Here is a 26277-nt window from a genome sequence, read left to right as displayed (position 1 = left end):
GTAATAGATCGGGTGAATTCGCTTTAGACAGCGTCTTTCCCTGAAAAGTTTCCTTTCAGGCTATAAACCTGTTCAATGTGTCTGTCACGGCCAACAGGGTTCTTGAACAGGATCAGTTGTTATTCAGAAGCTGTTGACGTGGTCATTTTCAGGCCGACAAGGACGTCAACGGTCCCTGGCAATACATTTTCTTATCCGGAGATGCCAGCATGGGTCATCACGAGACTATGGAACGAAAGGAGTATTTGGACAAAATTGTTGAGGAGTTAAGCAACCAGATACCCGAACAGCAGAAAGAAGCCCTCCGTGAGTTTGTCTATCAGTACTATTCCATGGATATTCGACAGGAGTTGAGCAAATGCAAGCGTCGGGATCTTCTGGGCTCAACCCTCTCGTTCTGGAAGTTTATCCAGCACCATAACCCTGACAGTCCGGAGATAGAGGTATTGAATCCGGATTATCCTCACCATGGCTGGCACTCGACCCATAGCATCCTCAGACTCATTCACCGGGATATGCCTTTCCTTGTAGACTCCCTGAGAATGAAATTGAATGAACGCGGGCTAACCATCCATAACCTGCGCAATACCGTCATTCATAACCGCAGGGACAGCCAGTTTAATCTGGTATTCGATATGGACGCTGAGGCAACGGTTCACAGGGAGGCGATTATCTATGTAGAGATTGATCGTCAGGATAATGAAGAAGAACTGGATGTTATTGCCGAGCAGGTGGCCGCAGTGATGGCGGATGTGGTCAGGGTAGTCGAAGACTACCGACCCATGTCCGGTCGTGTTGAGCAATTGGCCAGCTCCATGACGGGGGGGCAGGCTGAACAGGTTAAGGAGTTCCTAAACTGGTTGCTGAGCAATAACTTCACTTTTCTTGGTTACGAAGAGCTCAAAGTGGTGGAAAGAGAAGGTCAGCGACAGATTATTCGTCCTTCCGATTCATTGCTGGGGCTTTTGAGAACCACCCATAAGGGGGAAATCGGTCAACTCAAACTGGAACCTTTTATAGAAAAGGACTTCTTTGAGCAAAAAGACTGGCTCTCCTTCTCCAAGGCAGCGGTTCGTTCAAGCGTCCACCGTCCCGCCTATCCTGACTTCATCACCGTACGACAATTCGCAGAGGACGGTTCGGTGGAGGGTGAGGCCAGAATTGTCGGGCTTTATACTTCTCCGGTGTATCGTCAGAGCCCTTTCTCTATACCTTATATTAACCACAAGACCCGAGAAGTGATTGAGCGCTCCGAACTTGATCCAAAGAGTCATCATGGCAAGGAACTGGAGCAGATTCTGGAAGTCTTCCCCCGGGATGAATTGTTCCAGACACCCAGAGACCAGCTGTTCGCCACGGCTATGTCCATTCTCCGAATTCAGGAGCGAAAAAAGATCAGGATCTATATCCGTCAGGATCCTTATGGCACTTTTTGTTCTGCACTGGTGTTTGTACCCAGAGATGTTTACAGCACCGGTCTCCGTATAAAAATGGAAGAGATTCTGTGTCAACGACTTCAAGCTGTTGATTCGGAGTTTACCACGTATTTTTCTGAGTCTGTTCTCGCCAGAGTACATTTTATATTCAAACTGCGTGGACGAATTGAGTATGATCTGGAAGCAATCAATGATGAGCTGGCTCTGGCAACCAGCTCCTGGATTGATGAATTTCGTTCAGCGCTCCTGGAGTCCAATGGAGAAGCCAAGGGCAATCAATTGATTGCCAGGTATGCCTCAGGCTTTTCTGCCGGTTACAAGGAAGCATTTTCTCCTGAGTCAGCGGTTGTTGATGTTGAACACTTTGAACGCATCAATGATAAGACATCGCTGTCTATGGGGTTCTACCGCTCCCTGAATGATGAGCCTGGCCGTATTCACTTCAAGCTCTATCATTATGTCGAACCTCTGCCACTGGCTGACCAGATTCCGATTATCGAGAATCTTGGACTGAGGGTACTGGCTGAGTATCCCTATCTTATTCGCAAGAGCGATGGTCAGGTCATTTGGATTCATGATTTTCTGTTGAGCTATGACCCTCAGAAGTCAATGGATATCCAGAAAGTTGGCAAGACATTCAAGGTGGCGTTTGAAAAGGTCTGGTTTGGGGAGGCTGAGAATGACCGGTTTAATCTGTTGGTGCTGGCTTGCGGAATGAGCTGGCGTCAGGTCGCCATGCTCCGGTCTTATTCCCGATACATCAAACAGATTCGTATGGGTTTTAGTCAAACTTATATTGCCGAAACCTTATGCAATAATATAAAAATCACCTGTTTGCTGGTAGAGCTTTTCGAAACACGCTTTAACCCGGAGCTTTCTCTGTCTAATCCTCAACGGCTTGGTCGACAGCAGCAGATTCAGCAAGCCATTCTTGAGGCTTTGGATCAGGTAACGGTACTCACTGAAGACCGGATTGTTCGCCGCTTTCAGAGTGTGATCATGGCTACTCTGAGAACCAACTTTTACCAGCTTGATTCTGATGGTAATACGAAGTCGTATATTTCCTATAAGTTGTCACCACGGGAGATTCCTGATATTCCAAAGCCGGTGCCACTTTACGAAATATTTGTTTACTCTCCCAGGGTGGAAGGTATTCATCTTCGCGGTGGCAAAGTCGCTCGGGGAGGGCTGCGTTGGTCTGACAGGGTGGAAGATTACCGGACTGAGATCCTGGGTTTGGTGAAGGCTCAGCAGGTCAAGAATGCCCTGATTGTTCCGGTGGGTGCCAAAGGGGGCTTTGTTGCTAAACAGCTGCCGGTAGACGGTCATCGGGAAGCTATCATGGAAGAAGGAGTGGCCTGTTATCAGACATTTATCCGTGCCTTGCTGGATGTCACTGATAACCTTTCCGAATCCGATGTTGTTCATCCGAAGTCTGTCGTATTTTATGACGATGATGATACTTATCTGGTCGTAGCAGCTGACAAGGGAACTGCTACATTCTCTGACGTTGCCAATGAGATTGCCAACGAATACGGTTTCTGGCTGGGCGATGCTTTCGCTTCTGGTGGTAGTGTGGGTTACGATCATAAGAAAATGGGTATTACCGCCAAGGGAGCCTGGGTTTCGGTACAGCGTCATTTCCGTGAACGCGGTGTGAACGTTCAGGAAGATCCGATCTCGGTCATTGGGGTTGGGGATATGTCAGGAGATGTTTTTGGCAATGGCATGCTCTCATCTGAAACTCTGGAAATGGTCGCTGCCTTCAACCATCAAAACATATTTGTTGATCCAAACCCTGATGTAAAGCGCAGTTATCTTGAACGGCAGAGGTTGTTTAATCTTCCCCGTTCCAGCTGGCAGGATTATGACAAATCTCTTATTTCTAAAGGCGGTGGTATCTTCTCCCGCCACGCCAAGTCCATAACAGTATCGGTCGAAATGAAGGAACGCTTTGATATCAAAGCAGGCCGAATGACGCCTAACGAATTGATACGTTCACTCTTGAGGGCTCCCGTCGACCTAATCTGGAATGGTGGTATTGGCACCTATGTGAAAGCTATCAATGAAAGTCATGCCGATGTCGGTGACAAGGCTAATGATCCACTTCGTATTAACGGCTGTGAACTCAGGGCGAGAGTAGTCGGTGAAGGCGGCAACCTGGGTCTCAGTCAGTTGGGAAGGGTTGAGTATTCCCTGCAGGGCGGGGCATTGAATACAGACTTTATTGATAACTCTGGTGGGGTTGATTGTTCTGACCACGAGGTGAATATCAAGATTCTTCTCAACGATATTGTTGCCAGTGGTGACATGACCGTGAAGCAGCGTAATGCATTACTGGAAAGCATGACCGACGACGTTTCAAGGCTGGTTCTTTCCAACAACTATCGCCAGACTCAAGCGATTTCCCTCGCAGAATCAGAAGCCCGTTATCGCATGGACGAATACAAGCGTTTCATGGAATATCTGGAAGGAGAAGGTAAGCTCGACCGGTCTATTGAATTCCTGCCTGATAATGAGGCTCTTGCAGAACGGTTGGCAGCAGGTCAGGGTTTAACCCGTCCGGAACTGTCGCTGCTGATCTCCTACAGCAAAGCAGATCTCAAGGAAGCACTGATCAGTTCGGATGTTATTGATGAACCCTATATGACCAATGAGTTGCACACCTCCTTTCCTGATACCCTGGTAGAAAAGTTCTCAGAACAGATTGATCAACACCGTCTGAAAAGGGAAATTGTAGCGACCCAGATAGCCAATCATATGATCGATATGATGGGTATCACTTATGTGCTCAGGGTTCGTCAGACTACCGGTGCCAGTGCGGCAGAGATTGCCCGGGCCTTTATGGTTGCAAGGGATGTTTTCCGTATCTCAGATTACTGGCACGCCATCGAAAATCTGGATCACCAGCTTACCACCACTACGCAGCAGCAGATGATGGTGTCGTTGATTAAATTGACTCGTCGTGCCAGCCGCTGGTTTATCCGACTCAAGCGCCAGAATCTTCTGGCGGCAGAGAGTATTGAACATTTTGGTCCACTTATCAGCAGTTTTGTTGAATCGTTCACGGATTACCTCAGCGAGTCCGAGAGAGAAGAGCTGGATAGTAAAATGGCCAGGATGATTAGTGACCAGGTGCCGGAAAGTCTGGCCAAAGTCGTCTGTGGTCAGAGACACCTATTAAGTGCCCTGTCAATTATTCAGGCTGCCGATCAGATTGGACAACCCATCGAAAAGGTTGCTCTTGCTTACTTTGCGGTGGGTGAGCGATTAGAGTTGAACTGGTACAGCATACAGCTGGGCAATATTGAAGTTGTGAATCACTGGCAGTCATTAGCCCGGGACAGTATTCGTGATGAGTTGATCTGGCAGCAGAGAGCTTTGACTATTGGTTTACTTAATACCGCGAGTGAAGAAGATCTGAGTCAGAAACTGGATGAATGGATGGTACAGCACCACGGGCTAGTGGCTCGCTGGCAGGCTGTTTTATCCGAAATTCGTAATGCCAGTGTGCACGAAATGGCCATGTTTACTGTAGCCAATCGGGAGCTGATGGATCTGTCCCAGGCCAGTAGCCTCTCGGTATAAACTATTAAGTGAATGATTAAGCGAGACGGTTACCGGATATATTATTTTTTCGTCGCATCTGACGCACCACTCAGGCACGGAGGCAGGGAGCTATGAGTTTAGGAGGCACAGGCAGGCCAGGATCGAGTTCTCAGTTCGTTGATTTGATGAAAAATGTCTCAGAGCTTGAGGCGATTCATAAAAAAGGAGGAGTGGGCCGGATTGAAGTGACTGAATGTCCTGAGAGAACAGAGCAGGGCTCTTTGACGACTTTCAGAGGGAGAAAGGTTGTCAAGGTCAAACCCCGTAAGAACCTGTTCAGAAGACTGCTTGACTTTTTTACTCTCAGAAAGTCAGTAAGAGAGATTAGAGCCATAGCTAAAAGAGATGCCGAGGCTGTTTTGTACGACCAGGTCTTGATGGCGCTTCGTGACAAACATCTGGATACACAGGATAGAAGCCGTCTTATCAATGCTGTCGCTACGGGTGTTATCCCCGGGTTCAGCCCCGGGGAGAGGCAAAGGATGAGAGAAAAAACTCTCAGCCACCTCGAAAACCTCAACGTGTTTCAGGGACCTGAGTCCATAGGAATGATGCTCAATGAGGCGGAAGACGGAGTAAAAGCCTTTCCAAAACTGATTGACACCATTTCGTCCGTCTCCCTTTATGATGCCCGCCAGGCTATTAAAGGTTATTACACGACTTTGCTCCTTGCCCCTGAGCGAATACCGGATAGCAGCAGGCTGAATCAGAATATTGCGAAGCTGGAAGAGCATTTTAAAGATACCCGCCAATCAGATGGTTTTCGGGATCTGGTCAATGAGGTGATTGAGGAGGTTATACACTCTTTGCCTGAACGCCTTTCAGAAGATGAATATGAGCAGTTATTGGCTAACTGGAGTGGCTTTCCTCATACAAACCGTGACCAGGCCCTGGCTAGAGTTATTAAGAAATTCTTCATTAATGTCACCCGCAAAGAACCTTCTATTCACGGCCACCCACGGGAGTTGGTGCAGCAGAAAACTGCTCGCTTTATTGACGCAATGAGCCGTGATCCTGAACTCGAATCGCGATTTGGTATTGACATTGAGCAGATGCTTTTTCAGTTAGCTCACGATAAAGCTCAGGTGATAGCGGAGCTGGATCGTCTGAGTGATGAAGTAACCCAGTTAGATGTAGAAGCTATCAGAGAACGCTTGAAAGCGGGTGAGGCGTTGACCAAAGAAGAAAGAGAGCTGATAGCGGAATCAAGACGTGTACTGCTGAATATTCAGTTGACGGCGGGCAGACGGTGGGACATGGCAATGCTCTCAGACCGTGGTTTCTGGATAGTTGAGGAGGAGGAATACGAAAAACTATCGAAGATTCTGGAAATCGGCACACTGAGGGGAGAAGAGGTTGATCTGGCGCAGCTCGACTGGCTGATTAAACAGCATGATGAGGCCAGAACTCATCCCCGGGTAGCTATTGAAGGGGCCGGCCCCACAGGGCTGACGTTGGCATTGTCACAGTTCGAAGCCGGTGCCAACGTTGCCATCTTTGAGAAGAGAAGTACTGCATACGACAGAGTTCAGGTGGTCAGGCTGGACCCCAAATGGATGGATATGCTGAAGTTTTATCTGGGTGAGCATTATTACGAGCTTTTTGGTGGAAGTGAAGAAAGCAAGGGCATCGTTCGTCCCGATGGCTATGGCGAGATAACCATTCATCGTTTGGAAGAAGCATTACACTACCGACTGACCGAGCTCATGGGCAGAAATTATGATAAGACCAGTGACAGTGACCAGCCTTTCAGTCTGGAAAGAATGGCTGCCTACGAGCTTGAAGAGGTAGAGTCGGGGGAGGAGGGCTTCAAGGTCAGGGCTCGTTATAATCCTGCTTATGATGTGGCGCGACAGAGCAGGGCAAAAGATCACACCCCGGAGGAAACGTTCAAGTATCGGCCTGTGGATATGCTGATCTGTGCCGGAGGTAAAAACACCCAGCTGAGAGGCAAGTTTATGGAGGACAAAGTACTTGTCCGTGCCGAGCCATACGGTGTCTGTAGCTGGGAAGGTAAAAAAGGCGCAGAGTTACCCAGCCAGAAGCTGGACAGCTTTCAGGATTTCAGAGAGGTGGTGGTCTTTGACAAGGATTTTCATGAACACTTCAGGGAGAGCCTTTCCAAAGAGCTGCTTCTTTTATCAGAACCTGCTGACTCAATAAAAAGTGTCGTCGACCCTAAGGATCTGCTAGAGCTTGAGTATAAGACTATGAATCGGGTTATGCAGACTCGCTGTTTTGAGAACAAGAATCTGGTTTACATTGGCATGGAGTTGCCAAAGCCCTTTGGCCAGTATTGTAAAAAACTGGAGGGGAAAATTAAGCGGAATGTGGCGGTCAGTGTGACTCCGGGATCGGGTGTCATTAATCCGGAAGAGGCTAATAAACAGGCTGAGAAAAAAGCCAAAGAGGGTGTCAAGGCAGTTCAAAAAGCCTGGTTTCAGGCGGTTGCCCATTATTACGGAATCGATGACTCCAGATCACTGGGAGCCACATCGGACAAAATCAATCACAAATTTGCTTCGGCCTTTTCGGTACAGCAACACAGGGTTGAGAAAAGTGTTGTAACCCAGCAAAAAGACGGGCATGAATTGACAATAACGGCAGTCGGTGATGCCGCAGTCAGCCCTCATTTTATGAGTTCCAGTGCGCTGACCGGAGCCAGAGAGCATGTTTTGCAATTGCAGGAATTTACCCAAAAAACGGCCAATGATGTCAATCCTTCTAATAGTTGGTTGCACCGGGAAGAGCTTGAGCAGAGGCAGCAGAGAACTGCTGACTTTGTGATTCAGCGAGGCGAAGTGCTCCTGGGGCTGGGGTCTCAACTGAAGACCTGATTTTGGCGGTTGCATTGGTCAATAACGGAATTATTTCTTTATCGTTTTATTTGTTGAATGGCACAGGCAGGGAGGTCAGTAGCAATGAGTATAGGAGGCGCAGGTGGGTCAACAGGACCTGCTGCTCAGTTCGTTGAATTGATGAACAACGTCAAAGAGCTTGAGACGATTCATAGAAAAGGAGAAACGGGCCGGGTTGATGTGAGTGGTGTTTCGGGATTAGTCGCGAAAGACTCTTTGGCTACTTTCAGGGGGAGAAAGGTCGTCAGTGTCAAACCCCGTGGGAATCTGCTCAAAAGGCTGGTTGCCTTTTTCTCTCCCACCCGCAGAGCGAGAGAGCTCAGAGCACGGGAGCGTGAAGCAACGGCTTTGTTGCATGATCAAGTGTTGCAGGCTCTTGGCGACAGGCAGCTGGATAAACAGGACAGAATTCGTCTCGTAGAGGATGTGGCTAACGGAATTATTCCGGGTTTCAGCCGTGCGGAGAGGCAAGAGATAAGGGATAGAAGTCTAAATACTATTCTCAGGTCTGAGTCCACAGGAGCGATGCTCATTGAGGCAGAGCAGGGAATAAAAGCCTTTCCAAGACTGACTAACAGCATTCCGGCAGTATCTTTATATAATGCCCGGCAAGCCATCAAAGGCTACTACACGACTCTGCTTCTTGCTCCTGACCGAATACCGGATACCAGCAGACTGCATCAGGATCTTGCGAAGCTGGAACAGCATTTTAACGACACCCGTCAATCGGATGGTTATCAGGATCTGGTCAATGAGGTGATTCAGGAAATTGTCCACTCTTTTCCCGAACGGCTGTCGAAGGATGAATACAGCCAGTTATTGGCAGACTGGAGTGGCCTTCCTCATACAAACCGTGACAAGGCCTTGGCCAGGGTCGCGGATCAAACCTTTGCTAATGCTACCCGCACAGAGCTTTCCATTCACGGTCACCCAAGGGAGTTGGTACTGGGAAAAAGCTATCTTTTTCTTCAAGCCATGTCCCGTCATCCGGAACTGACATCGCGATTCAATCTTCTCAGGGTTGAACAGTTGAAGAACCAGTTAAATAACGACAAAGCTCAGGTGAGAGAAGCATTGGATCGACTGAGTGCTGAGGTGACCGAATTAGATGTGGATAGCATCAGAGAACGCCTGCAAGCAGGCGAAGAGTTGACCAAAGAAGAAGGGCAGCTGATAGCAGAGTCACGACGTGTATTGCTTGATATTCAATTGGCGGCAGGTAGACGATGGGATCTGATCATGCTCTCGCAGCCTGAACACTGGAATGATCAGAAAGATCAACTCTCCAAGTTGTTAAAGATTCAGGAAATCGGGACTTTAAGAGGGCAGGAAGTGGATCTGGCACAGCTCGACTGGCTGATTAAACAGCATGACGATGCCAGAACTCATCCTCGGGTAGCGATTGAAGGGGCTGGTCCGACAGGGCTGACTTTGGCCTTGTCACAATTCGAAGCCGGTGCCAATGTGTCCATCTTTGAGAAGAGAAGTACTGAATACGACAGGGTTCAGGTGGTCAGGCTGGACCCCAAATGGATGGATATGCTGAAGTTTTATCTGGGTGAACATTACTACGAGCTCTTTGGTGAAGGTGAGGAAGGCAAGGGTATTGTTCGCTCTGATGGTTTTGGCGAGATAGTAACTCATCGCCTGGAGGAAGCATTGCATTATCGACTGACCGAGTTGATATCAAGGAATTATGATCAAATCAGTGATAGTGACGAGCCTCCTACTTTGGAAAGAATGGCTGCTTTTGAGCTGGAAGCGGTAGAGCCGGGAGGATCGGGCTACAAGGTTAGAGCGCGTTATAACCCTGATTCTGATGTGGCGAAGCAGGCCAGGGCAAAGCATGACACTTTTGAGGAAGCGGTTGAGCACCGACCTGTGGATATGATCATCTGTGCTGGCGGAAAAAACAGCAGGCTGCGGAACAAGTTCATGAAGGATCAAGTGGTCACCGGTGGCAAGCCCTACGGTGTTTGCAGTTGGGAAGGCAAGAAAGGTGAGGAGCTACCCAACCAGGGGCTGAACACCTTTCAGGATTTCAGGGAGATGGTGGTCTTTAACAAAGATTTTCATCAGCACTTCAAGGAACGGCTTTTAGAAGAGCTGCCTTTTCTAGAAGCGTCTGATAAACACACTATGGATCTGGCAGAATTGGAGCGTCTGACGCTGGATCAGGGTATGCAGACCCGCTGTTTTGAGAATAAAAATCTGGTCTACATCGGCATGGAGTTGCCAGAGCCCTTTGATCAGTACTGTAAAAAGCTGGAAGGGAAAATTAAGCAGCGGGTGCTGAATAGCCTGAATGCGTTATCCGATTCCGTTGATACAGAAAAAGCTAATAGATGGGCTGAGACAAAAGCCAAAGAGAGTCTCAAGGATGTTCATAAAGCCTGGTTTCAGGCAGTGGCCCATTATTATGGTATTGATCAATCCGGGTCATTGGGGGCGACATTGGACAAAATAAATGACAAGTTTTCTTCGGTCTTTCCATTGCAGCAGCATCGGGTTGAGCAGAGTGTTGTGACTGAGCAAACTCATGGACATGATTTGACCGTGACAGTAGCCGGTGATGCCGCAGCCAGCCCCCATTTCATGAGCTACAGCGGATTGACCGGAGCCAGGGAAAATGTTCTGCACCTGCAGAACTTCACTCACCAAACGGCCAACGATACCAATCCATTTGCTCCGGCTTTGCACCAGGCAGCGCTTGAGGGGGGGCAGCAGAGAACAGCTGACTTTGTTATTCAACGAGGCGAAGTGTTCCTGGGTTCTCAGCTAAACAACTGAGTTTGACGGTTGCATTGATCAATAACGAAAGCACTTGTTTATCGTTCTATTTTGTAAATGACTAAGGCAGGGAGGCCTATAGCTATGAGCATTGGAGGCGCAGGAGCCCCAACACCAGCGAGTTCTCAGTTCGCTGATTTATTGGACAATGTTGAGAAGCTTGAGAAGTTTTGCAGGAAAGGAAAAACGGGTCGGCTTGAATTGATTAGCGATTCGGGGGCACCAGAGCAAGACACTTCGGCTACTTTCAGGGGGAGAAAGGTCGTCAGTGTCAAACCCCGTGGAAACATCTTCAAAAGGCTGTTTGCCTTTCTTTCTCCCACTCACGGCGCGAAAGCGCAAAGAGCCCGGGAGCGTGAAGCAGAGGTTTTGTTGCATGACCAGGTGATGAAGGCTCTTGAGAGCGGGGAGCTGACTAAAAAGGATAGAAAACGTCTGGTAATTGATGTGGCTGAAGGGGTTATTCCGGGTTTCAGCCGTCCGGAAAGAGAAAGCATAAGGGGTAAAATTCTCTATGCTGTTCTCAGGTCTGAGAACGTAAACACGATGCTCAGTGAGGCGGAAAAGGGAATAAAATCCTTGCCGAGACTGATTGACAGGATTCCGGCGTTATCTATACACTTCACTCGTAAGGCCGTTAAAGGCTACTATACGGCTTCACTACTCACACCAGGCCGAGTCAGGCATGACATCAGGCTGGATCAGGATTTTGGCAGGCTGGAGCGGCATTTTGCTCGTACCGGTCAATCCCGGGATTTTCAGTGTCTGGTCAAAGAGGTGCTTCGGGAAATTCTTCATTCGTTGCCTGAACGGCTGTCGCAGGATGAGTATGATGATCTATTGTCAATCTGGAATGACGACTTATGTAGATATTATTATCAGGAGCGTGCAGTCCCCCTCCACAAAGCGGTGGGACAAATATTTGATAATGCTCAATGCCTTGAGCTTGACATTCACTGCGACCAACAAAATTTGGTACAGGAAAAAGACTACCGCTTTATTCAAGACCTGAAGCGTTATCCGAAACTGAAAATTGAATTTGATAGTCACAGCGAATTTTCTTACCTGGATGGGCGGTTATTTGAGGACAAAGCCAAGGTGAGAAAAACATTGAATCGACTGAGTGCTGAAGTCACTAAGTTAGATGTAGATAACATCAGAGAACGCCTGAAAGCCGGGGAAGGCTTGACCAAAGAAGAGGGGCAGCTGATAGCAGAATCACGACGAGCACTGCTTGATATCCAGTTGACGGGGGGCAGACGATGGGACATGGGCATACTCTCGCAGCCTGAACAATGGCGTGGTCAGCAGGATACTCTCACCAAGCTGTTAAAGGTTCAGGAAATCGGCACTTTGAGGGGGCAGGAGATTGATCTGGCACAGCTCGACTGGTTGATTAAGCAGCATGATAATGCCAGAACTCACCCCCGGGTAGCGATTGAAGGAGCCGGTCCCACGGGGCTGGCCCTGGCCTTGTCACAATTCGAAGCCGGTGCAGATGTCTCCGTCTTTGATAACAGAAGTACTGAACACGACAAGGGTCAGGTGGTCAGGCTGGATCTCAAATGGATGGATATGCTGAAGTTTTATCTGGGTGAACACTACTATGAGCTTTTTGGTGACGGTGAGGAAAGCAAGGGCATTGTTCGTTCCGACGGTCTTGGCGAGATAGCCATCCGCCATCTGGAAGAAGCATTTCATGATCGACTGACCGAGTTGAAGGCAAGGAATGATCAAACCCATGAGGGTGACGAGCCTTCCAGTCTGGAAAGAATGGCTGCTTTTGAGCTGGAGGGCGTTGAGTCGGGAGTGCAGGGCTACAAGGTCAGAGCACGTTATAACCCTGCTTATGGTGTGGCGCAACAGGGCAGAGCAGAGCATGACACCCCTGAGGAAACGGTTATGCACCGACCTGTGGATATGATCATTTGTGCCAGCGGGAAAAATAGCAGGCTGGGAAAAAAGTTCCTGAGTGATGGCATGGACGACTGGGGCAAGCCATACGCTGCTTGCAGCTGGGAAGGTAAACAAGGTGAGGAATTACCCAACCAGGGGCTGAATACCTTTAAGGATTTCAGGAGGACGGTGATCTTCAACAAAGGTTTTCATAAGCACTTCAAGGAGCAGCTTTACCGGGAGTTGCAGATGTTAAAAGAGTCTGATGACCCCATAAGGAACGTTGTCTTTCCAGAGGATTTGGAAAAATTGAAGAGCCGGACGTTATATAAGGGCATGCAGACCCGGTGTTTAGAGAACAAGAATCAGGTTTATATTGGTATGAGGTTGCCAGACCCCTTAAATGAGTATTGTCACAAACTGCAGGAAGACATTACGGATCAGTTACTGAAGAGCCCGACTTCAGGATCGGAACCCATTGATTCGAAAGAGGCTTATCAACGGGCTACTAAAAAAGCCCGGGAGAGTGTCAAGGTGGTTCACAAAGCCTGGTTTCAGGCGGTTGCCCACTATTATGGCATTGATGAATCCGACTCATTAGGGGCTACATCGGACAAAATCAATCAACAGTTTACTTCAGTCTTATGTACGAGGCCTCAGCGGCTCGAGAAAAATTTTGCGATCAGGGAAGCCCATGGACATCAATTGGCGGTGACGGCAGCCGGTGAAACTGCAGTCGGTGATCATTTCATGCTTGACAGTGGACTGAGCGGTGCCAGAGAAAATGTTCTGAATCTGCAGGACTTTACCCAAAAAACGGCCAGATATAGCGATCCATTTGATCCGGACTTGCATCGGGCAGAGTTCGAAACCAAACACACCAGAACCACTGACGATGTCAGTGAACACGCCAGGCTATTCCTCAGGTGAAGGCCCGTGTTGATGCTCGGGGCTGGGCAATGATGCCCTGATCGATGATCAGGGCCTGCTCTTCTTCGGTCATATTCTGAAAGTCAGGGTTCTCTTTCAGTTGCTGTCGGAAACGTGCGACCCTGAGTCTTTCCACTGCTTCCATGGCTCGACCCTGATCTTCCAGCCGGTTGGCCAGTGCGCTGCTCATCTGCTCAAAGCTGACCTTTTGACCCTTGCCGTGGTCGTTCTCAACACTTTTTGCGGCCATGTGAACCGCCAGCTGAAGCCGTTCAAGGGCTGCCGATGAGATATCCTTCTCCAGATGGTTATGCAGTTGATTTATGACCCGGTTTTTCAGGGTCAGCAGGTCATCACGACTGAGAGGTTGGGTGGAAACAGTACCATCCTCGTCTAAAACCCTCTTGATGGGTCGACCCAGAGCAGCCATTTTCAGCAAATAATGGCCCCTGATCGTCTGTCTCAACGAGTCTTCGAGCGTCTTCCCGATGGCTGATCGGGTGGTCCCGGGGTTGGGGGTGCCACAATGGCGGTTGATGGCCAGAGGAATCTCCAGTAATTGATCCTGAATGTAATAGCCGATGCCATGGCTGATCTCCGGAGGATGAACCCCCACTTCCCTGAGTTGTTTCCTGAAGGTGTTAAAGGCTTCGCGGTCTTTGGTCAGGGTGTCGACCTGGTCTTTATAGCTCTGGAAAATCATCAGAGCCTTCTGGTGTTTCAGGATATCTTCTGCCAGCTCTTTTCTGGCTTCAGCCAACTCAGTGACTTCCTTTTCGACTCCGGCATTAACAGTATCAACCAGATGTTTGCCCTCCTCAGTTTCACGCCATGAATCCCAGTAGGTCTTGGCTACTTCTGCGGTGATAGTTTCTCGCAGGTATTGTTTGAACGGACTCTGGGCGGTCATTTTAGCCATCATCCGTTTCGATGATGCCAGGCAATGCGCTTCTATGCGGGCTCTTTTATCGGAGCCTTCCGGCAACAGCATACGGTAATAGTGATAGCTGTCTTTAGCCGTATAAATCAGGTTCTCAACATGGTCCAGCGAGTTAAAGAGTCGACTGATGACATTGCCGGTAGACAGCGTTGTGGTAATCAATGCGAAGCTGGAGGTGGCTATGGGCCATAATGCCACGGCCGCCAGACTCCCGTAGAAGGCGCTACCGGCAACCAGTGTTCCAGCCATGACTGAACCACCCAGAACGATCAGGCATTTGGCACCTTCAGCGGCGAGCTGGCCAAAGGCTCCGGCTTCCCTGTTGTGGTAAGCACGAATCGCTTCTGTCAGTCGATTGTACCGGAATTGAAAGGGGTTAACGCAGACGTTAAAGACACTTCTGGCCAGACCTTCCTTTTTAGCAACGCCCCTGGCAATCAGCGCCAGCTCATCCATAGGGCTGGATGCGTTGGCAAAGGCCGGTCCGTAGTTGATCAGCCTGTTCAGGGTACGAACCTGACGACCTTCCAGTTGATTGACACCTTCACGGATGGCAACGGCTCCCGTTGCATGAGCCGTTGCCGTGGCAATTGCTCCTGCCATTCCGCCAACGCTCCAGCCTACTGCACCCCCTGCCAGGCCGGCAATCAGGGCGCCTGCTGTCAGTCCGATAACATTGCCCAGTCTGGAACCTGCCGTATGACTGGACAGGTCGGCAAAGAAGTTCAGGGCGACAGAGCCCTTGAGAGCCAGATCGGAAACCTGCAGCAGAAACTGAAACTGTTTTAATAATGCCGCCTGTTGGGGGTGGTTGGCGTAATCGAATGCTTCGTTAACGGCTTCATCTCCGGCAAAGCAGGAGGCGGCCGATTCAGCCGACAGCCTTGCCTGAAGCTGTGAAACCAGTCCGGCATTCCCGGCGCCCACCAGTATTTTCAACTGCTCAATAGTTTGGGCGGAGTCTCCAACCAGACGTCGGAACAAACGAGGGTGGCGTTGAGCTATTTCCAGTACGCCTGAAAGTGTTTCGCAGGCTTGCTTTTCCAGCTCTGTGTAACTGCCCTGTACTCCCGTCAGAATGGTCCAGGCACTGCTTTTACCGCTGTGCCAGTCCTGAATCGTGGTCGCGGCTGGCTGTACAATGTTGGACACTCTGTTAAGGATACCTGTGGTGGAGCCGGGAATGGCTTCACAGGTTTTCAGAAGCTCTTCCCTGAACGAGTAGCCTACTGCTTTCAGATCTTTCAGGTGCTGAAGTTCAGACATTTTGTCCCTTAGAGATTTTCTGCCCGGCCAGACAACCTGATACCCCACCGCCATAATAGCTTCCTTGCCCGAATGGACGGGGCTGACCGGGGCTGTTTCCTGCAGTGCCTGATCCAGTATTTTCAGCAGTTGCAGGTTTTCCTGATAATCACCGGTACCCATCACGGCCGGTGTTTCAGGCTGTTCTATCAAGGCTCTGGTCTCTGCCATCACCTGTTCTTCCTGGGCCAGCCTGAGATCATGATGTTTCTGCTGGTAAGCGACTATGGATGAGTAGCTCGGATGTTTGTGATAAGCCTTCAGGTGATCACTGTATTGAGTAATGGCATGATACAGCTTCATTTCTGTATCGGCCCCTTGCCTGCTGGTATTCAGTTTCTGCATGAGGTGCCGGGTGGCAGGAGGATTGAGCATAAAGATCCTTTCTGAAAGAGGGGCTTCCAGCTCCAGTTTCATAAAACGAACCAGTTGAATGGCGTGATGGAAATGCTTTAACTGTTTGAACATGTCAGCAGCGAAGTCCGCAGGAACGTCTTTATGCCCTTCCACAGCCAGCATACAGTCCACCTGTTGCTCTGCTTCATTGAGCTCTTCGATGGAGAGTTCCGATAACTCGGTCGACATCAAGTATTGATAGCGCTGCTTGAAATAGAGCTGTTGGCATTCCCTTTCCAGCAAGTCCCGGAACTCTTCATGATTGGGGTTCTGAATGAAGTCCGTCAGATTTTCGGGCGTGCAGCGCATTTCCGCCAGAGACTTGAGCTGATTCGATAATAACTGCAGCTGCTGTCGACTTTGCCATTGCCCGGAGCGCAGCTTTTTTCGAGCTTCATCGATATCAGCACAACAGCGATCCAACAGCAGTTGGTGAACAATTTGCGGGGTTTTCCAGATCATTGTCCCGGTTAACTGTGAGCGGTTGTGCCAGTGACCGGGTGGTGGAAAATAGAGTCCCTCCAGAGCTTTCCGGGCGTCGATTTTTTTCAGCCCAAGAGCCTGCCTGTTTGCCTGAAGGCTCAACGCCGCCGCAGATGGGTTGGCTCCGGCATTCTCTGGTTTGAAGGGATCCGTCATCCTGTTCTGTACGAAGCACTCCTGAAGCACATGGTAAAAAGGTGTCTTGCCATGCCTTGTTTCAAAGTCAAGCAACCCTCTCAGCAGAGCATCGTCATCACGCGTTTCCAACAGATTGAATAAAGCCTCCAGTTTTTGTCTGGCTTCCGGTTTGTTGGAGGTGATACCCCACCAGTTCTTTTCTAAGTCGTCAGCCAGTGCCAGCAATCTCTGTTTTAACAGGGCAAAGCCCCTTTCGGGGCACACATCCAGAATCCGTTCGAGAATGCCATAGGGATGCATCATAGTGATGACATCAGCGTCCAGACCTTCTTGCCTGAACCTGTCCAGCAACTCTGAATAGTCATTAATCAGGGTTTCCGGATCGTGATCTGAGAAATGCCAGTGATCCTTTTGGTGAGTTAGAGGTTGAGTTGCAGTTTCCGCCAGTCTGGCATCGTAATCCTTTATCCAGTCCGGGTTATCTTCGGCATCCTCAAACACGTCATCTTCATCGTCGGGATCGGTTTCAGGGACAGAAGTAATGTTTTTGCCAATCATTACTGCAGTTAAAGACTTAGTGACTTGATGCTCAGAGAGAGGCTTTGATAAGGGGGCAGAATGGTTTTTGGCCTGGTATGACAAGTAGGTTCCTGCTTCCCCCACAAGGCTCTGCATGGGATTCAGGCAAGAGGTAGAGTTGCCTGAACGATGGGGGGCTGCAGGTAGACTTCCAATCGATAATTCTGACATTTCTGGCCTCCTACCTATTTCGGATATCGGGTTCCTCTAATGTTTAAGACCCTGAAAATGGCGGAAAATTTCCATTTTGGTCAGAATAACTTACCGTCTGGTTATGAATATAAATGTGGAATGATAAAAAAGCCCTTACACAACACTGGTTTTCAAAATGGAGCAGCGTATAATTCCGCGGGTTTATCTAAATTAACCGGGGCTTTTCATGTATCAACTGGGCCGAAAGTTGTTATTTTGTCTCTCTGCTGAAAATGCACACGATGTAGCATTAGAGATGATAGGGGCAGGCCAGCGGCTAGGCCTGAACAATGCTTTTGTGCCATCTGTTCCTTCCCGCCCCAGGGAAGTTATGGGGCTGACCTTTGAAAATCCTGTGGGGCTGGCAGCAGGGCTTGATAAAGACGCAGATTGTATTGATGGCTTGGGCAGTCTGGGTTTTGGTCATATTGAACTGGGTACAGTGACCCCCCGTCCTCAACCCGGCAATCCAAAGCCTCGCTGCTTTCGTATTCCAGAGCGTGAGGCGCTGATCAACCGTATGGGGTTCAACAATAAAGGGGTTGATCATCTGGTTCAGAATGTCCGTAATTGCAATTATCAGGGCATCATTGGCATTAACATTGGCAAAAATTTTGATACTCCCGTGGAAGACGCTGAAACGGATTACCTGACTTGCCTGAGAAAAGTGTATCCCCATGCCGGCTACATCTCGGTCAATCTCTCATCCCCTAACACTCCGGGGCTGCGTAAATTGCAGTTTGGTGATGCCCTGAAAAGTCTGCTGGAGGCATTGAAAAAAGAGCAGGCTTTACTGACCGACAAATATGGTCGCAGGGTGCCGGTAGCTATCAAGATCGCACCGGATATGGATGAAGCAGAAATTGCTGACATCGCCCGTGAACTGGTTTCCTGTGAGATGGACGGGGTGATTGCGACTAATACCACGCTGTCAAGGGATGCTATTGAGGGTTTGCCTAATGCAGAAGAGCAGGGCGGACTCAGTGGGGCACCACTAAGTGACCGCTCGACAGAAGTCATTAAACTGTTGTCCTCCGAACTTTCCGGAAAACTACCTGTTATTGGTGTGGGCGGCGTGATGGATGCCGGAACAGCAGCCGATAAGATCAGGGCAGGGGCCAGTCTGGTTCAGTTGTATTCGGGCTTCATTTATAGGGGCCCTTCCTTGATTCGTGAGGCGGCAGAAGCCGTTTACTCCTGTGATCATGGTTGAAGGCTCTTCGGTCGACTTCATGAGTCTCTGAGAGATTTCCAAGCGAGCCGATTCAGGAATATTTTTCTTCGTTCATGGCTGCAGGCGGGATGAAAGAAGCCCCGGAAGTCCGGGGCTTATAGGCTTCAACAGTAGGGTAACTCATAGAAAGGAGGCATTACTGGCCCGTTGCAGGCCGGAAATGCCAATCAAGCCGTCCCAGTTGTCTACGCGACCTTCCCGCCAGCCCGTTAACCAGGCTTGGCGAAGTTGAGGGTCCGTATGTGGGCAGATATCCTTCGAACGTCCAGACGCACCTGTCCGATATCCTTTGGTAAAGGCTCTGTCTGTCATATCCCTTTTTTGTCTTTTCATCATGTGGTACTGCCTCTTGCTGATTCGTTTATCAATGCCTCCCTGGCACCCTGTTACAGCACCTGAAAATTCCCTGATCCGGTCTGTTGTGATAACTCCGGATGCCCACCAGGCTTCATGCAACATACATGCAACGAGGGAGCCGGGAAAAACCAGAGAGCAAACATACAGGGAACGTCTACGGTTTAATTTCTAACGAAGTTTGATCGGACTGTCGAGAAATCAATCCTAATAAATATTGAATTTTTAAATTATTTTGGAATATCAGTTATGAATACGCCTCTTGCTGAGCGTTCTCTAGAACTTTTTGCCAGCTGCCCCAAGGGGCTGGAAATCCTGCTGGCCAGTGAGTTAACGGGCCTGGGTGCGCAATCTGTCCAGGAAACTGTCGCTGGTGTGAGCTTCAGGGGCAGTCTTGAAGTTGCCTATCGGAGTTGTCTCTGGTCCAGGCTGGCAAGCCGGATTCTACTGCGGCTGGGCGAGATTCGATCCGAGAACAAAGACAGTCTTTATCAGGGGGTCAAAACGTTTGAATGGGATGATCATCTCGATCAGCAGAGCAGCTTCCGGGTCGACTTCACCGGTTCGACACCCGATATTAATCACACCCGATTCGGTGCTCAGGTCGTTAAAGACGCCATCGTTGATCAGCTGAGAGATGAGCATGGCTGGCGGCCTTCTGTGAGTGCTGCTAACCCTGATTTAAGAATTAATGTTCATGCCAGAGGAAAAACAGCGTTTGTATCGATTGATCTGTCAGGTCAGAGTTTGCATCAACGGGGCTATCGTCAGGAATCCGGTGAAGCACCTCTGAAGGAAAATCTGGCAGCGGCCATTCTGATAAGATCTGGCTGGCCTGAAATGGCTGCCCGGGGAAAACCCTTAATGGATCCCATGTGCGGAGCCGCTACTCTGTTGATAGAAGGTGCCATGATGGCGGCCGACATTGCCCCCGGTCTGCTTCGAGCCCGTTTCGGGTTTGATCGCTGGATGGGGCATGTGCCAAAGGTTTGGAGTAAAGTGCTGGAGGAAGCCAGAGAACGTCGTCAGCAGGGGCTAGCTGCCATGGATTCGGAGATTACTGGCTTTGAAGGCCTGGGGTCTGTTGCTCATCGTGCCAAATCCAACCTTGAAAGGGCCGGGCTGTCAAAAAGGGTCAATATACGACAGCAGGAACTCAAGGATCTGGCCATGGGGTTGGGGTCTGACGTAGATGCCGGATTGGTGGTTTGTAATCCTCCCTACGGTGAACGTATGGGCGATGAAGCCAGTCTGGTCTACCTTTACAAACATCTGGGTGAAAAGCTAAAACAAAACTGCCCGGGCTGGGAAGCAGGCATTTTTACGGGTACACCCAGTCTGGTGAAAAATCTCGGAATGGGGCCCAAAAAGAGTTATTCGCTCTTTAACGGAGCACTGCCCTGTAAGCTCTTTCTTTACGATATTCGCAGTCGTGAAGCAAGAGAGGCCGCGGCAGAAAAACAGCAGGGGAGTCAATCAGAGACCCGAACGGTTACCTATATTTCTGAAGGGGCCACCATGTTTGCCAACCGCTTGAAGAAAAATTTCAAGCAGATGAGCAAATGGGCCAGAAAAAACAACATCGACTGCTATCGCCTCTATGATGCCGACATGCCCGAATACTCTTTAGCGGTTGATGTGTACCGTGACTGGGTGCACGTTCAGGAGTACGCAGCGCCCAAATCCATTAACGAAGAAAAAGCTCAGGAGCGCTTAATCGAAGCCTTGGCAGTGACACCTGAGGTACTGAATATACCGGATGAAAACATTGTCCTGAAACGACGCGAGCGGCAATCAGGTTTCAGTCAGTACGTCCGGCAGGACGAACAGAAACAGCTGATGGAAGTAAAAGAGGGCGGTTGTCGTTTATTGGTTAATCTGAATGATTATCTGGATACGGGTCTGTTTCTTGATCATCGCCTGATGAGAATGAGGCTGCAGAAAGAGGCTGAAGGCAAGCGCTTCCTCAACCTGTTCTGTTATACCGCCACAGCCACTGTTCATGCTGCCATGGGTGGAGCTGTGTCTTCTACCAGCGTTGATCTCTCCAATACCTATTTGGACTGGGGTAAAAAGAATCTGGCCCTGAACGGTCTGAGCGAGCGCCGTCACCGGATGGAGCGAGAAGACTGTCTGAAATGGCTGGAAAAAGATACCGGCGAGTACGAACTGATTTTTATGGACCCTCCCACCTTCTCCAACTCCAAGAAGCTAAAAGGTGTTTTTGATGTTCAGAAAGATCATTTCAGGTTAATTGAGCTGGCAGCAAAAAGGCTTAGTAAGGATGGTACTCTCTATTTCTCTAACAATTTTAGAAAGTTCAAACTGGATGCGCGAGTTGAATCAGAATTTCTTGTTGAAGAGATCACTCATCAAACCATTGATCGAGATTTTCAACGGCGTAAAGGGATTCATCGAAGCTGGAAGATTATGAAAAAAGAAAATGGCTCTGCTATTTAGGCATTGGTCCTTTCTGGTTTGCCTTTTCCAGCTCCAGGAAACTTAAAGGTGATTTTGATATTCAGAAAGATCATTTCAGGTTAATTGAGCCGGCAGCAAATCAGAGTTACACTTTCGAGCCATGCAAGCGACAACGGGGTTTGAGGCGTCCTACCCTGTCTTCTTGGGCAGCTAATCAGGAGCTGAGGAGTATGAAGCTGACTTCAAGGCTAGCGGTGTCAACGATTCTTGTGCTCGCATTCGGAACTGTTCAGGCACTGGATCGGAAAATTTATTTTATAAGAAACTATGATTCCGACCATAGCGTGTCTTACTCTTTCAAGGCTGGGTCAGACAGCTCTTGCATGTATGGGGTGTATTCTCCGACGACTGACTCAATGCCATCAGGTAGCTTAGGCATTAGCAAACTTGGTCTCCATTACAAGAATCTTATATTTACAGAATGTTCCATCGGCGATAAACCGCGATATCAGGATATTGTCATATCCCGGGATACCCCGCCCAAGACGACCGCTGTCGTTCGGTGGCATATGCCAGTCTGTGACTTCTGTGGACCCTGGGCTGAGACTAAATCTGATCCTGCCAACATATTGCAGTGTCCCTTTGATCATTATGGAGATGGCACCGATGTAATGCTGGTTGTGGGTCAAAATGTGGCCGGTTCAGGTGGCAGCTGCAGACACAACAATTTCCGGGATTGACAGTAAACAGTTTGTGATTGACTTATCGCTGGGGGCTCTGTGAGGGTGATTTTCACCGCAGAAAACGGATTCGTCGAAGCTGGATGATTATGAAAAAAGTAAATGGCACTAATATTTAGGCATCAGTCCTGTCCGGTTCACCGGTATCTACTTGTCTGGCTGTGAAAATTACCGCTATTGGAAACGTTTTTAATAAGACTTAATTAAAAAAGGTCTTTGTACTGACCCGCCAAAAATTCAAAGTGAGAGCTCTCAATAAGTTTATTAATAACAGAAAATGTTTGTTTAAGTTTATTGAAATTTCTCCCGTCTCCGGAGTCTGTCGAGCTTATTGCGCTTGAGGTTCCTCGATCAGGAAGATCGAACAATACCTGAAATACAGACATTGACTGACGAACATCGGAGTTAAAGGATAGTTTTTATATGCAACAGTCTTTAAACGTTCTGAAACAGCCCAGGCCGTTTTATATGATCTTTTTTCTAGAGCTATGGGAGCGTTTTGGCTACTACGGACTTCAGGCTATTCTGGCCGTCTATCTGGTTCGTGAACTGGATGTTCCGGAGTCTGAGTCGTTTATTATCTTTGGTGCCTTTAATGCTCTGGTCTACGGCCTGGTAGCGCTTGGTGGTTTCCTGGGCGACAAGGTATTGGGTACCAAGCGGACCATAGTGTTCGGTGCCCTGGTGTTGATGACTGGCTATGCCATCATGGCCGCAGCGGGCAACGACATGCAGATGGTTTATCTTGCCCTGGCCACTGTCGCAGTGGGTAATGGCCTGTTCAAGGCGAATCCTTCCAGCCTTCTGGCCAAGTGTTATAAAGAAGGTGATAGTCGTCTGGATGGCGCCTTCACCATGTACTACATGGCGATCAATATAGGCTCCTTTATTTCTATGCTGACTGTACCTTATGTGGCGGACCATTTCGGCTGGAACGTGGGCTTCATAGTCAGCGCATTGGGACTGTTGGTGGCTCTGGCTAACTATTTCATCATTCGCCACTGGGTAGCCGGTTATGGCTCTGAGCCTGACTTTAAACCTCTGAACTACAGGAAGTTTGGACTGGTTTTTGTCGGTGTTATTGCTGCGTGTTTTGCCTGTGCCTTTGTTCTGAACCATCTGGTTATTGCCAATGTCCTGTTGGCGATGGTCGGGAGCGGTGTGGTAGTGATCTTCCTGAAAGAAATTCTGGGTTCTGCCGGTGTTGAGCGTGGCAAGATGATTGTTGCTCTGATATTGATGCTGGAAGCGATTGTCTTCTGGGTAATGTACTACCAGATGCCGACCTCCCTCAACTTCTTCACCATTCATAACGTTGAGCATGTTATTTTTGGTTTTGAAGTTAACCCGTTATCCTTCCAGTCTCTTAACCCATTCTGGATCATGGTGGCCAGCCCGATATTGGCTTACATTTACAACCGTACTGGTGTGACCGGAAAAGCCATGAGTATGCCGGTCAAGTTTGCCATGGGTATGGCCCTGACATCAGTGAGCTTCTTGCTGATTCCTCTGGCTGCCCGGTTTGCCAGTGCCGAGGGGCTGGTTGCGCCGGGCTGGATTGTTGGTACTTACCTGGCTCAGGCGCTGGGGGAACTGCTGATCAGTGGTCTTGGTCTGGCGATGGTAGCTCAGCTGGTGCCTGAGCGCATGCATGGTTTCATTATGGGGGCCTGGTTCCTGACGACTTCGGCAGCCTCAGTAGTGGCTGGTTATGTAGCGGGCTTAACCACTGTGGCTTCTGGTCAGTCAGCGACCGCATTGGATACTCTGCCGATCTACAGCCATTTCTTTGAAGTCATGGGCCTGATTTCAGCGGTGGTAGCCGTAATCATGTTTGTGACGGCGCCTAAACTGAACAGGTTGATGAACCCGGTAGAAAAAAGTCAGGTGAAACCGGCAACAGCCTGATTGCTCTGACATTTTGGTGTTATGAAGAGGCGACTGTTCAGTGAAGGTCGTTTTTTTCAATGGTTTCTGGTTTCGTTTTCTGTCGGGAACTTTCTGTGGTGTGAATACTCCAATCAGGGGAACTGACTGAAAGTGATCAGGCGTTTTTGTGATTTACCTGAACGCTGTAAAGAGTCATTGTAGCTGATGATTTTTTTAATCTTTCAGTTTATCTGGATAAATAAGAAGGGAGGCTTATTCAATGGAAGCGACATCATCTGGCAGCACAAGTTGGGCTATGCCTGAAACAACTGGCTTGGTTTCAAAAATTAAGGTTGATGAGGCAAAGTTTAATCAGTTGGACTGTCGAATTGTCGGCGACGAGAAGCTGATGGGTTTTTCATTAAAATTGAATGATGGTTCAAAAAGGAAAGTGAAACAAAACTATTTCCGTGGTCTGGTATATCGTTACGATTCAAGACCATTAGTAGAAATCAAAGAAGCTGGAGGGTTTTATCCTCGCATACCAAGAGATAAGAATCATCGAGTTTTGGTTTCTGAGGTGATTGAGTATACCGGACTTTTTGATTTAAATCCCGTTGTATCTAATCAGACCACCGGTATTGTTGCTACGTCTCAATCAGTGAGTTGGAATAATGGCTTTTTGAGTCAAGACTTGAAGAAATATCAATACATGATTGACACGAAAATGGACAACATTCGAGGTCTTGATCCTGATTATTTTCGAGCAGGTGAGGCACCATGTTATGAAGTGTGCTTCGAGGACCCGTTACCCTACAACAGCATTGTCGGTTATTTTGAAAATCAAAACCATGAAGTTTTTTATTTAAATAATGAATATCAAGGCAGCTTTAGCTGGAATGCGGAAGATCTTGTTCGTCATTACAAAAGTTTACCTGTACAAATCTATTCTTCATTGAAAAGAAGAATAAATAAGAGTTGTTGTACAGTGCAATGATTAGGTCTGTGGAACCATTTAGTGATTATGCGGTCAAATAAATTATGAATCGGAAAGGAATTCCGTAAACCAAAGGGGGTTTTGTATATGAATAGTTTGATGAGTACTGTGAACGTTACTAACGGATTGCACATAAAACCGGGCCAGAAAGACACGAGTTCAGAAGTGGTTAGCCATCAAAGCAATAACATCATCGGCAGTAAAACTTACAAAACCTCATTTCCTGAAACACCCATTACCCAAAGATCTGCGACAGCGGCGGTAAACTTTCCCAGCGTGCCTGCCAATCTCTGTCAAAATGACATCAATACTGACGGGCAAAACTTCCAGTCCAGGCATATCTGTGGCCCTACCTCAGTGGCCAATACTCTGGCGCCATTGCTGGGCATTACCGGACTTGAACATCAGCATGCCCTGGTAATCAGACTGGCTGAAGCGTTTGGTATGAATGAGAATGTTGAAAACGGTATCGGTCCTATTGAGCTGATGGCCGGTGTCCGTTCGTTTATGGAAAAAAATTATCAGCTGACACCAGACATTCGTTACTACGGCTGGCGGGCTGAGTATGCTTCTGCCAAATCATCGTTTAACCATATACATTCCAGGCAGCCACCGAATCAACAGCAAATCATTGAAAATATCGGGATATCAGACGGGGCCTGGCTGAATATCGGTTTTTACGTTTACGATGAGAACACCGCTGAATACAAACGAATCTCGGGGCATTGGGCAACACTGGCAGGATGTGATAGCAATGGCGAATTGGCAATTCATGACCCTGCAGGAAGAGCACATACTGCAGCCTGTCAGGAAAAAAATCAGAGCGTTACCATCCTTGATGCTGGTCAACTTAACGACAGAAACAGAAAACGTAGTGCAAAAAACGTTCTCTGTCTGACCCGGTCATTCAAACTGCCCATTGATCAACGGGGCATTAATACTGCCATTATTGATGGCGTGATTTTTTTTCGATGCAGGGATAACTTGGCCGGAAACAATTTCCCCTTGCCCCCATCGAGTGTACTTATTGTTTGAATCCAGTGTTACCTGTACTGACTAACTGGTTAATGCTTTATGTGGAAGCAAATGCTTAACTACTGGATTGTTTAA

At 48.6% G+C, this 26277-nt stretch carries 11 protein-coding genes; 9 read left to right on the top strand and 2 right to left on the bottom strand.

Annotated features, from left to right (window positions below; translation table 11 throughout):
- The first annotated feature begins 209 nt into the window (after positions 1-209).
- The 4 genes from KBW69_RS12590 to KBW69_RS12575 all read left to right on the top strand — a co-directional run bounded on the left by KBW69_RS12590 (position 210) and on the right by KBW69_RS12575 (position 13519).
- On the top strand, positions 210-5024 hold the full coding sequence (locus KBW69_RS12590; protein ID WP_257281089.1) for an NAD-glutamate dehydrogenase: 4815 nt from the start codon (positions 210-212) through the stop codon (positions 5022-5024).
- 92 nt (positions 5025-5116) lie between these two features.
- Complete coding sequence (locus KBW69_RS12585; RefSeq protein ID WP_257281088.1) at positions 5117-7882, top strand: hypothetical protein; 2766 nt, start codon at positions 5117-5119, stop codon at positions 7880-7882.
- A gap of 84 nt (positions 7883-7966) precedes the next feature.
- Positions 7967-10693 carry a hypothetical protein gene (locus KBW69_RS12580; protein ID WP_257281087.1) on the top strand — a complete coding sequence of 909 codons (2727 nt, stop codon included), beginning with the start codon at positions 7967-7969 and terminating at the stop codon, positions 10691-10693.
- 84 nt (positions 10694-10777) lie between these two features.
- A complete protein-coding gene (locus KBW69_RS12575; protein ID WP_257281086.1) occupies positions 10778-13519 on the top strand; it encodes a hypothetical protein in 2742 nt (913 codons plus the stop codon).
- Here the strand turns inward: KBW69_RS12575 and KBW69_RS12570 are convergent.
- Positions 13512-17531, bottom strand: a complete 4020-nt coding sequence (locus KBW69_RS12570) for a hypothetical protein (protein ID WP_257281085.1) — start codon at positions 17529-17531, stop codon at positions 13512-13514. The genes KBW69_RS12575 and KBW69_RS12570 overlap by 8 nt on opposite strands.
- 208 nt (positions 17532-17739) lie before the next feature.
- On the opposite strand from KBW69_RS12570, the gene KBW69_RS12565 reads away from it, so the two are divergent.
- A complete protein-coding gene (locus KBW69_RS12565) occupies positions 17740-18765 on the top strand; it encodes a quinone-dependent dihydroorotate dehydrogenase (RefSeq protein ID WP_257281084.1) in 1026 nt (341 codons plus the stop codon).
- A gap of 141 nt (positions 18766-18906) precedes the next feature.
- On the opposite strand, the gene rmf is transcribed toward KBW69_RS12565, so the two are convergent.
- Complete coding sequence (gene rmf / locus KBW69_RS12560; RefSeq protein WP_257281103.1) at positions 18907-19119, bottom strand: ribosome modulation factor; 213 nt, start codon at positions 19117-19119, stop codon at positions 18907-18909.
- A 270-nt stretch (positions 19120-19389) separates the two neighbouring features.
- On the opposite strand from rmf, the gene rlmKL reads away from it, so the two are divergent.
- The 4 genes from rlmKL to KBW69_RS12540 all read left to right on the top strand — a co-directional run bounded on the left by rlmKL (position 19390) and on the right by KBW69_RS12540 (position 26202).
- A complete protein-coding gene (rlmKL, locus tag KBW69_RS12555; RefSeq protein WP_257281083.1) occupies positions 19390-21600 on the top strand; it encodes a bifunctional 23S rRNA (guanine(2069)-N(7))-methyltransferase RlmK/23S rRNA (guanine(2445)-N(2))-methyltransferase RlmL in 2211 nt (736 codons plus the stop codon).
- Positions 21601-22724: 1124 nt separating this feature from the next.
- On the top strand, positions 22725-24209 hold the full coding sequence (locus tag KBW69_RS12550; RefSeq protein WP_257274186.1) for an oligopeptide:H+ symporter: 1485 nt from the start codon (positions 22725-22727) through the stop codon (positions 24207-24209).
- A 241-nt stretch (positions 24210-24450) separates the two neighbouring features.
- Positions 24451-25167, top strand: a complete 717-nt coding sequence (locus tag KBW69_RS12545) for a hypothetical protein (RefSeq protein WP_257274187.1) — start codon at positions 24451-24453, stop codon at positions 25165-25167.
- A gap of 87 nt (positions 25168-25254) precedes the next feature.
- Positions 25255-26202: a hypothetical protein gene (locus KBW69_RS12540; protein ID WP_257274188.1), complete on the top strand. Its 948-nt coding sequence runs from the start codon at positions 25255-25257 to the stop codon at positions 26200-26202.
- Positions 26203-26277 lie beyond the last annotated feature (75 nt).

The sequence above is a fragment of the Endozoicomonas sp. ISHI1 genome (assembly GCF_024606225.1).
GTDB lineage: Bacteria > Pseudomonadota > Gammaproteobacteria > Pseudomonadales > Endozoicomonadaceae > Endozoicomonas_A.
This window is presented reverse-complemented; position numbering and strand designations above follow the sequence as displayed.

Bases quoted from the DNA above. Each gene is read 5' to 3' on its own strand.
- KBW69_RS12540 (WP_257274188.1), top strand. From the start codon at position 25,255: ATGAATAGTTTGATGAGTACTGTGAACGTTACTAACGGATTGCACATA.
- KBW69_RS12565 (WP_257281084.1), top strand. From the start codon at position 17,740: ATGTATCAACTGGGCCGAAAGTTGTTATTTTGTCTCTCTGCTGAAAAT.
- KBW69_RS12570 (WP_257281085.1), bottom strand. From the start codon at position 17,531: ATGTCAGAATTATCGATTGGAAGTCTACCTGCAGCCCCCCATCGTTCA.
- rmf (WP_257281103.1), bottom strand. From the start codon at position 19,119: ATGAAAAGACAAAAAAGGGATATGACAGACAGAGCCTTTACCAAAGGA.
- KBW69_RS12590 (WP_257281089.1), top strand. From the start codon at position 210: ATGGGTCATCACGAGACTATGGAACGAAAGGAGTATTTGGACAAAATT.
- KBW69_RS12545 (WP_257274187.1), top strand. From the start codon at position 24,451: ATGGAAGCGACATCATCTGGCAGCACAAGTTGGGCTATGCCTGAAACA.
- rlmKL (WP_257281083.1), top strand. From the start codon at position 19,390: ATGAATACGCCTCTTGCTGAGCGTTCTCTAGAACTTTTTGCCAGCTGC.
- KBW69_RS12580 (WP_257281087.1), top strand. From the start codon at position 7,967: ATGAGTATAGGAGGCGCAGGTGGGTCAACAGGACCTGCTGCTCAGTTC.
- KBW69_RS12550 (WP_257274186.1), top strand. From the start codon at position 22,725: ATGCAACAGTCTTTAAACGTTCTGAAACAGCCCAGGCCGTTTTATATG.
- KBW69_RS12575 (WP_257281086.1), top strand. From the start codon at position 10,778: ATGAGCATTGGAGGCGCAGGAGCCCCAACACCAGCGAGTTCTCAGTTC.
- KBW69_RS12585 (WP_257281088.1), top strand. From the start codon at position 5,117: ATGAGTTTAGGAGGCACAGGCAGGCCAGGATCGAGTTCTCAGTTCGTT.